Below are 319 nucleotides of genomic sequence, written 5' to 3' on the forward strand. Positions count from 1 at the left end.
CCATCGACAACGACAGCAAGTCGGGAGCCACGCTGACGGAATTTGATGACAGCGTGACCATCACGGTGAACGGGGTGGGCGGTACGACGGCCAGCGACCAGCTGATAGTGCGCATCGTGGATGACACCCCGACGGCGAACGATGAAAACGGCGGCACCGTCACCGAAGACCTGGCAGGGAGCCTTGGCGGCAACGTGCTGAGCAACGACGCCTCCGGTGCCGATACGCCGGCTGCGTTTGTGGGCTGGAGTGCCACCGGGCACAACAACAGTGCCTCGGTGACTGCCCTGAGCACCTACGGTACCTTCGTCCAGAACGG

The 319-nt window shown here is 63.6% G+C and carries 1 protein-coding gene; it reads left to right on the top strand.

What is annotated here, in order from left to right:
- On the top strand, window positions 1–319 hold a 319-nt coding region (locus HB860_RS22010), incomplete at both ends, for a hypothetical protein (protein WP_247627960.1).

The sequence above is a fragment of the Aeromonas genomosp. paramedia genome, assembly GCF_023093515.1.
In the GTDB taxonomy this organism is placed as follows: Bacteria; Pseudomonadota; Gammaproteobacteria; order Enterobacterales; family Aeromonadaceae; genus Aeromonas.